At 71.0% G+C, this 7,820-nt stretch carries 6 protein-coding genes and 3 tRNA genes; 1 reads left to right on the forward strand and 8 read right to left on the reverse strand.

What is annotated here, in order from left to right; genetic code table 11:
- Window positions 1-24 precede the first annotated feature (24 nt).
- The 3 genes from leuS to IF73_RS0108370 form a co-directional block, all read right to left on the reverse strand.
- Window positions 25-2,889, reverse strand: coding sequence for a leucine--tRNA ligase (leuS, locus tag IF73_RS0108360; protein WP_031005112.1), 2,865 nt, complete (start codon window positions 2,887-2,889; stop codon window positions 25-27).
- A 314-nt stretch (window positions 2,890-3,203) separates the two neighbouring features.
- Window positions 3,204-3,276 (reverse strand) — tRNA-Ala (locus IF73_RS0108365).
- Between the two features lie 71 nt (window positions 3,277-3,347).
- Window positions 3,348-3,420, reverse strand: a tRNA-Ala gene (locus tag IF73_RS0108370).
- A 132-nt stretch (window positions 3,421-3,552) separates the two neighbouring features.
- Here IF73_RS0108370 and IF73_RS0108375 point away from each other — a divergent pair.
- Window positions 3,553-4,842: a glycosyltransferase 87 family protein gene (locus IF73_RS0108375; RefSeq protein ID WP_031005113.1), complete on the forward strand. Its 1,290-nt coding sequence runs from the start codon at window positions 3,553-3,555 to the stop codon at window positions 4,840-4,842.
- Here IF73_RS0108375 and IF73_RS0108380 read toward each other — a convergent pair.
- The 5 genes from IF73_RS0108380 to IF73_RS0108400 form a co-directional block, all read right to left on the reverse strand.
- The gene (locus IF73_RS0108380; RefSeq protein WP_030494108.1) at window positions 4,821-5,054 is read right to left on the reverse strand and encodes a hypothetical protein; all 234 of its coding nucleotides are present in this window, start codon (window positions 5,052-5,054) and stop codon (window positions 4,821-4,823) included. The genes IF73_RS0108375 and IF73_RS0108380 overlap by 22 nt on opposite strands.
- A gap of 127 nt (window positions 5,055-5,181) precedes the next feature.
- Window positions 5,182-5,254: transfer RNA gene (locus tag IF73_RS0108385), tRNA-Ala, on the reverse strand.
- A gap of 94 nt (window positions 5,255-5,348) precedes the next feature.
- Window positions 5,349-6,002: a histidine phosphatase family protein gene (locus IF73_RS0108390; protein WP_031005115.1), complete on the reverse strand. Its 654-nt coding sequence runs from the start codon at window positions 6,000-6,002 to the stop codon at window positions 5,349-5,351.
- Window positions 5,999-6,439, reverse strand: coding sequence for a ribosome silencing factor (gene rsfS / locus IF73_RS0108395; protein WP_031005117.1), 441 nt, complete (start codon window positions 6,437-6,439; stop codon window positions 5,999-6,001). The genes IF73_RS0108390 and rsfS overlap by 4 nt, the downstream gene beginning before the upstream one ends.
- A 69-nt stretch (window positions 6,440-6,508) precedes the next feature.
- Window positions 6,509-7,820, reverse strand: a 1,312-nt coding sequence (locus IF73_RS0108400) for an LCP family protein (protein WP_031005119.1), incomplete at its 5' end; no start/stop codon positions are given.

The following is a 7,820-nucleotide window of genomic DNA, read 5'->3' on the forward strand; positions in this document are numbered from 1 at the left end:
AAACCCCTAGTCGTGTCGTGGCACTCAGGCCACGATGTTCACCAGCTTCGGCGCGCGCACGATCACCTTGCGGATCTCGGCGCCGCCGAGGGCCGCGACGACGTGCGGGTCGGCCAGGGCCAGCGCCTCCAGGTCGGCGTCGGTGATCGACGGGGAGACCTCCAGGCGGGCCCGGACCTTGCCCTTGATCTGGACGACGCAGGTCACGGTCTCGTCCACCACGTACGCCGGGTCGGCGACCGGGAAGTCCTGGTGGACGACCGAGTCGGTGTGGCCGAGGCGGTGCCACAGCTCCTCCGCGATGTGCGGGGCGAGCGGGGCGACCAGCAGCACCAGCTGCTCGGCGACCGTGCGGGAGATCGCGCCGCCGCTCTTGGTGAGGTGGTTGTTCAGTTCGGTGATCTTGGCGATGGCCGTGTTGAAGCGCATGCCGGCCATGTCCTGGGCGACGCCGTCGATCGCCTTGTGCAGGGCGCGCAGGGTGTCCTCGTCGGGCGCGGTGTCGACGACGGTGGCCTCGCCGGTCGCCTCGTCGACGATGTTGCGCCAGAGCCGCTGGAGCAGGCGGTACTGGCCGACCACGGCGCGGGTGTCCCACGGCCGGGAGACGTCCAGCGGGCCCATCGCCATCTCGTACAGGCGCAGGGTGTCGGCGCCGAACTCGGCGCAGATCTCGTCCGGCGTGACGGCGTTCTTCAGGGACTTGCCCATCTTGCCGAGGACGCGGCTGACCTTCTCGCCCTCGTACCAGTACGCGCCGTCGCGCTCCTCGACCTCGGCGGCCGGCACCGCGATGCCGCGGGCGTCACGGTAGACGAACGCCTGGATCATGCCCTGGTTGTAGAGCTTGTGGAACGGCTCGGCCGAGGAGATGTGGCCCAGGTCGAAGAGGATCTTCGACCAGAAGCGGGCGTACAGCAGGTGGAGCACGGCGTGCTCGGCGCCGCCGACGTACAGGTCGACACCGCCGGTGGGCATGCCGTCGCGCGGGCCCATCCAGTACTGCTCGATGGCCGGGTCGACGAGCTTCCGGTCGTTGTGCGGGTCCAGGTAGCGCAGCTCGTACCAGCAGGAACCGGCCCAGTTGGGCATGGTGTTGGTCTCGCGGCGGTACTTCTTCGGCCCGTCGCCCAGGTCGAGGGTGACGTTGACCCACTCCTCGTTGCGGGAGAGCGGGGTCTCGGGCTGGGTGTCGGCGTCGTCCGGGTCGAAGGTCCGCGGCGAGTAGTCCTCGACCTCGGGCAGCTCCAGCGGGAGCATCGACTCGGGCAGCGCGTGGGCGACGCCGTCCTCGTCGTAGACGATCGGGAAGGGCTCGCCCCAGTACCGCTGGCGGCTGAACAGCCAGTCGCGGAGGCGGAAGTTGACGGTGCCCTCGCCGATGCCGCGGTCGGCCAGCCAGGCGGTGATCTTCGCCTTGGCGTCGACGACGCCCAGGCCGTCCAGGGAGATCTCGCCGTTGGCGGAGTTGACCAGCTTCGCCTCGTACGAGCCGAAGGCGTCGTCCCAGGTGGAGGGGTCGGTGCCGCGGTCGTCGCTCGGCTCGACGACGCAGCGCATCGGCAGCTCGAAGGCGCGCGCGAAGGCGAAGTCGCGGCTGTCGTGGGCGGGGACGGCCATGATGGCGCCGGTGCCGTAGCCCATGAGGACGTAGTCGGCGATGAAGACGGGGACCTGCTCGCCGCTGACCGGGTTGGTCGCGTACGCGCCGGTGAAGACGCCGGTCTTCTCCTTGGCGTCGGCCTGCCGCTCGACGTCGGACTTGGAGGCGGCCTGCTTGCGGTAGGCGTCGACGGCCTCGGCGGGGGTGGCGTGACCGCCGGTCCACACCGCGTGCGTGCCCTCGGGCCAGGCGGCCGGCACGATCTTCTCGACGAGGTCGTGCTCGGGGGCCAGGACCATGTAGGTGGCGCCGAACAGGGTGTCCTGGCGGGTGGTGAAGACGGTGATGGCGCCGGTGTCGCCGACCTGGAAGTCGACGCGGGCGCCCTCGGAGCGGCCGATCCAGTTGCGTTGCTGCAGCTTGATCGCCTCGGGCCAGTCCAGGCCGTCGAGGTCGTCCAGCAGGCGGTCCGCGTAGGCGGTGATGCGCATGTTCCACTGGCGCAGCTTGGCCTTGAAGACCGGGAAGTTGCCGCGCTCGGAGCGGCCGTCGGCGGTGACCTCCTCGTTGGCGAGGACGGTGCCCAGGCCGGGGCACCAGTTGACCGGCGCGTCGGAGGCGTACGCCAGGCGGTACTCGCCCAGGACGTCGGCGCGCTCGGCGGCGGTCAGGTCGGCCCACGCGCGCGTGCCGGGGACCTCACGGGTGCCGTTCTCGAACTGCTCGATCAGTTCGGCGATCGGGCGGGCCTTCGCGGCCTCGGAGTCGTACCAGGAGTTGTAGATCTGCAGGAAGATCCACTGGGTCCACTTGTAGTACTCGGGGTCGATCGTGGCGAACGACCGCCGTTTGTCGTGGCCCAGGCCCAGCCGGCGCAGCTGGGCCTTCATGTTCTCCATGTTGGCCTCGGTGGACACGCGCGGGTGCGTGCCGGTCTGCACGGCGTACTGCTCGGCGGGCAGGCCGAAGGCGTCGAAGCCGAGGGTGTGGAGCACGTTGTGGCCGCTCATGCGCGCGTGGCGGGCGAAGACGTCCGTGGCGATGTAGCCGAGCGGGTGGCCGACGTGGAGGCCCGCACCCGAGGGGTACGGGAACATGTCCATGATGAACTTCTTGGGCCGGGCGGCGATCGCGGGGTCGCCCGCCAGGTCGCCGGAGGGGTTCGGCGCCTCGTAGGTGCCCTCGGCGTCCCAGACGTCCTGCCAGCGTGCCTCGATGTCGGCGGCCATGGCCGCCGTGTAGCGATGCGGGGCCGCCGTCTCGGCAGCCGTGTTGATCTCGGTCATGGTCCTAGAAGCTCCATCGATCGTCTCTGCCCACTGCCACGAACTGCCACGAAATGAAAAATCCCCTCGCACAGGAGGGGACGCCGCGCCGACTCCGACGGGATCTCTTCCGCCCGTCGGGACTGATCAGCGCGGCTCGATAAGCAGGAGGCGTACGGCACGCATGGCGCCAGGGTACCGCAGCGCCCACACGGGCCGCATCGACGTCCGCGGGGCGACACCGGCCTTCCGGGGCGCGAAGGCGGCCGGGGCACGAGATCTGCCGGGGAACGAAGAAGCGGGCCATCCGACCCGGATGACCCGCTTCCCGTCTGTGGAGCTAAGGAGAATTGAACTCCTGACCTCCTGCATGCCATGCAGGCGCTCTACCAACTGAGCTATAGCCCCTCAATGCGGCATATCAGCGTACCGCAGAAGTGCGGAGAGCCATCCGGTGTGGATGGCCCGTCTGCCTTCTGTGGAGCTAAGGAGAATTGAACTCCTGACCTCCTGCATGCCATGCAGGCGCTCTACCAACTGAGCTATAGCCCCTCGTGATCGTCTCCGCCCGGCTCCCTCGCGGGTCTTCCCTGCGGCGACGGACAGAACAGTAACCGGCCGCCGGGCAGATCTCCAAATCCGTTTCCCGGGCACTGTCGGAGGCTCCGGGTAGGGTCGCCCCCTGTGTCCCCCTCCGCACCTTCCCCGTCCCGCGCCCGGCCGTGGCCCCTGGTCGCCGCCGCGGTCACCTGCCTGATCTCGTTCGCGGCCTTCTGGGTGGCGCAGCGCGTCGCCCACGTGAACATGCTCGACGTGATGGTCTACCGGGCCGAGGCCGAGACGCTGCGGGCCGGCGGCGACCTGTACGCGATGCGCGCCACCTCGGCGAACCTGGCGATGACCTATCCGCCGTTCGCCGCCGTGCTGTTCCTGCCGCTGACCCTGGTCGGCGTCCCGCTGATGCGCACGCTCTCCACGGCGGGGAACCTGTTGCTGGTGGTGGCGCTGGTGCGGCTCTCGCTCCAGCTGGTCCGGCCGGCGCTGGCCGCGCCCGGGCGGCGGGCCGACCTGTGGCGGACGACGCTGTGGGTCGCGGCGGCCGTGGTCTGGTGCGAGCCGGTGTGGACGACCCTCCGGTACGGGCAGATCAACCTGCTGGTCGCGGTGGCCGTGCTGTGGGACGTCACGCGCCGCGAGGGCAGCCGCTGGGCGGGCCTCGGCATCGGCCTGGCGACCGCGGTGAAACTCACACCGGGACTCTTCGTGGTACTGCTCCTCGCCGCCGGCCTGCTGCTGTGGCGCCGCGACCGGGGGATGAACCAGTGGCTGCGCACGGCGCTGACCGCGACCGGGGTCTTCCTGGCGACGACGCTGACGATGGTGGTGGCGCTGCCGGCGGACTCGAGGACCTTCTGGACGCGGACGCTGTTCGAGACGGGCCGGGTCGGGCACGCGGAGGAGACCGCCAACCAGTCCCTCAGCGGGGTCCTGGCCCGGCTGATGCACACGGACGCGCCGGGCCTGTGGTGGCTGGCGGCGGCGGTCCTGCTCGGCGGCGCCGCGATGGCGCTCGCGATACGGGCGGCGGTGCGCGGGGACAGGGCGGTGGCCGTGGTGGTCACCGCCGTCACGGCCCTGATGGTCTCCCCGATCTCCTGGTCCCACCACTGGGTGTGGTGCGTGCCGCTGCTGATCCTGCTGTACGACCGCGCCACGCGCGCGTGGCTCACGACGGGCGCGGTGGCCCTGGCGTTCGCCTCGTTCGCGCTGTGGTGGGTGCCGCACGACCCGGGCCGTCCCGAACTCGACCAGAACGCGGGTCAGATGCTGCTGTCGGCGGTCTATCCGCTCACGGCGGCGGCGGTCTTCGCCGGGTACGCGCTGGCGGTGTGGCGGACGCGCCGGCCGACGGCCCCGGAGGAGACCCGGGAGGCCGTCGCGGTGCGGCAGCCTCAGGCCGTGGCGAAGGAGTAGAACCGCTTGAGGGTGCAGTGCTCGTCGAGGAGCCGGCCGTAGATCGGCTCCCCCTCGAGTTCGCGGTAGGTCTCGATCGGGTCGCCCTTTATGATCAGCGCCCGCGCGCACTCCTCGCACCAGTACTGGTAGTCGGGGTTGACGGGGTCCATGTCCCGCACGATGGGCGTGCCGCTGCCGCACCAGTCGCACTTCCGCCTGTGCGCACCCAAAGGCCACCCTCCCGTCCGGACCTGGTCCCCCTCCGGCCGTCCGATTCTGCCATGGCCGGGCGGCGGCCCAGAAGTGACAAAACGACAGATCCCGCCCCCCTTTGCAGAGGACGGGATCCGGTGACTGTGGAGCTAAGGAGAATTGAACTCCTGACCTCCTGCATGCCATGCAGGCGCTCTACCAACTGAGCTATAGCCCCTCGTGTTCTTCACGCTCAGCGCTGCGAACAAGAAGAACTTTAGCCTGTGACCTGCCGGAAAGTGAAATCCGGGCCCGGGGACCGGGCCGGGCCGTCAGGTGTCGTCGCCGAGGACCGGCTCGGGCAGCGAGCCGGCGTTGTGCTCCAGGAGGCGCCAGCCGCGCGCGCCCTGGCCGAGGACGGACCAGCTGCAGTTCGAGACGCCGCCCAGGCTCTCCCAGTGGTGCGGCTCCAGGCCGAGGAGCCGGCCGATGGCGGTACGGATGGTGCCGCCGTGGCTGACCACGACCAGGGTGCCGTCCTGCGGCAGCTTGTCGGCGTGCTCCAGGATCACCGGGGCGGCCCGGTCGGCCACCTCGGTCTCCAGCTCGCCGCCGCCCCGGCGCACCGGCTCGCCGCGCTTCCAGGCGGAGTACTGCTCGCCGAACCGCGCCACGATCTCGTCGTGCGTGAGCCCCTGCCACTCGCCCGCGTACGTCTCGCGCAGCGCGGCGTCGTGGGCGACGGAGAGTCCGGTGAGCACGGCCAGCTCGGCCGCCGTGGCCGCCGTCCGCTTCAGGTCGGAGGCGACGATCGCGTCGGGACGCAGGGCGGCGAGCAGCCGGGCGGCCCGGCGGGCCTGGTGGACGCCGGCTTCCGTGAGCTCGATGTCGGTCGAGCCCTGGAAGCGGCGCTCCAGGTTCCAGGAGGTCTGGCCGTGGCGCCACAGGACGATACGGCGGCCGGTGCCGCCCTTGGCGGCGCTCAGCTCAGCTCACCGTCCGCCGCCGTGTCCGCGCCGGTCAGGGCGGCGTGCTCGGCGGCCTTGCCGCGGGTCTTGACGGCGTCCTCGGGGAGGGGCAGCTCGGGGCAGTCCTTCCACAGCCGCTCCAGGGCGTAGAAGACCCGCTCCTCGCTGTGCTGCACGTGGACGACGATGTCGACGTAGTCGAGGAGGATCCAGCGGGCGTCGCGGTCGCCCTCGCGGCGCACCGGCTTGGCGCCGAGCTCCTTCTGGAGCCGCTCCTCGATCTCGTCGACGATCGACTTGACCTGGCGGTCGTTGGGCGCGGAGGCGAGCAGGAAGGCGTCGGTGATCGACAGCACGTCGCTGACGTCGTACGCGATGATGTCGTGAGCGAGCCGGTCGGCCGCCGCCTGGGCGGCGGCGTTGACGAGCTCGATGGAGCGATCCGTGGCGGTCACAAGCAGGCTTTCGTCGGCGGTCCAGTACCCCTCCAGGGTCTCACGGACCGCCGACGACCCCGCAAACGATTACGAGGCGCCCGGAATCTCGTAGTCCCGGCCGAGGACGACGGTGATCGCGGCGGTGCCGGAGGGCTTGCCCTTGGTGACCGATCCGTCGGGCAGGCCGAGGGTCTTGGCGACCTCGACGGCCGTGGCCTTCTGGGCGTCGTCCCCGTAGACGACCTGGGACTTCGCCCGGCTTTCGGCCTTGGTCCCGCCGACGAAGGCGTAGCCGCCGTTGATCAGCACGATCTTGGCCGCCTCGACGGCGTCCTCGCCGGTCGCGTCCTTGATCGAGACCCGCGGCACGCCGCCGGCGTCGACGGTGGTGACCTTGCCGCCGAGGATGTCCCTGACCACGCTGTCGCCGGCGCCCTCGGCGAGCGCGCCGTCCTCGCCGACGGGCAGCACCGCCGTCTTGTAGGCGCCGGTCTTGGCGTGCTCGGCGAGCTTGGCGAGGGAGGCGCCGAGGTCCTTCTCGGGGAGGGACGGGTCGGCGATCTGCTGGAGGTACTCGATGGCGGTCGTGGCGTTCGCGGCGTCGCTGGGCATCTTGCGCAGCAGGCCGTTGACGACCTGGCCGAAGCGCTGGAGCTGCTTGGCCTCGGCCTCGCCGGAGGCCCGGTAGGTGGCGTAGGCGACGGCGGCGCGGCCGGTGAGGGTCTGCTTCTCGCCCTTGGTGACGAGCGGGTCGGAGCCCTTCTTGGCCTTGGGGTCGGGGACGGTGGTGTCGGTGTCGGTCTCGATGCCGCCGAGGTACTCGACCAGGTTCTCCAGGTAGGGGGTGTCCAGCCGCCAGGTGCCGGCGATCTTGGCGCCGAGGAGGGTGTCGAGGGCTTCGCGGGTGCCGCTGGAGCCGTCGTCCTCGACGGACTTGCCGAGGGTGGTGGCGGCGCCCTCGGTGTCGGCGACGGCGAGGGCGTTGGGCAGCAGGACGGTGGTGCCCTGCTTGGTGGTGGCGTTGTCCACGAGGAGGGCGGTGGAGGTGCCGCCGCCCTGGGTGTCGTGGAGGTGGAGGACGATCGTGGCGCGCTGCTGCGGTCCGGTCGCGGTGCCCTGCTGCTTCTGCTCGGAGTCGCCGGTGCCGGGGAGCAGACCGGCCGACCACAGGTAGCCGACGCCGCCGACGGCGGCGAGGACGAGGACGACGACGAGGGCGATCACCCGGTTGCGGCCGCGCCGGCGGGCCTCCTCGCGCCGCTCGGACCGGCTCTCGGTGAACTTGAGCCAGTCGATGACGTCCTCGGAGTCCTCGTCGGGCTCCTCGATGAAGGAGAACTGCTCGGTGCGGTACTCCCGGTCCTCGTCGGCGTCGGGCCGGCGGGGCGCCCTGGGGGGC

Source organism: Streptomyces sp. NRRL F-5727 (assembly GCF_000719555.1).
Taxonomy (GTDB): domain Bacteria; phylum Actinomycetota; class Actinomycetes; order Streptomycetales; family Streptomycetaceae; genus Streptomyces.

Bases quoted from the DNA above. Each gene is read 5' to 3' on its own strand.
- leuS (WP_031005112.1), bottom strand. From the start codon at position 2,889: ATGACCGAGATCAACACGGCTGCCGAGACGGCGGCCCCGCATCGCTAC.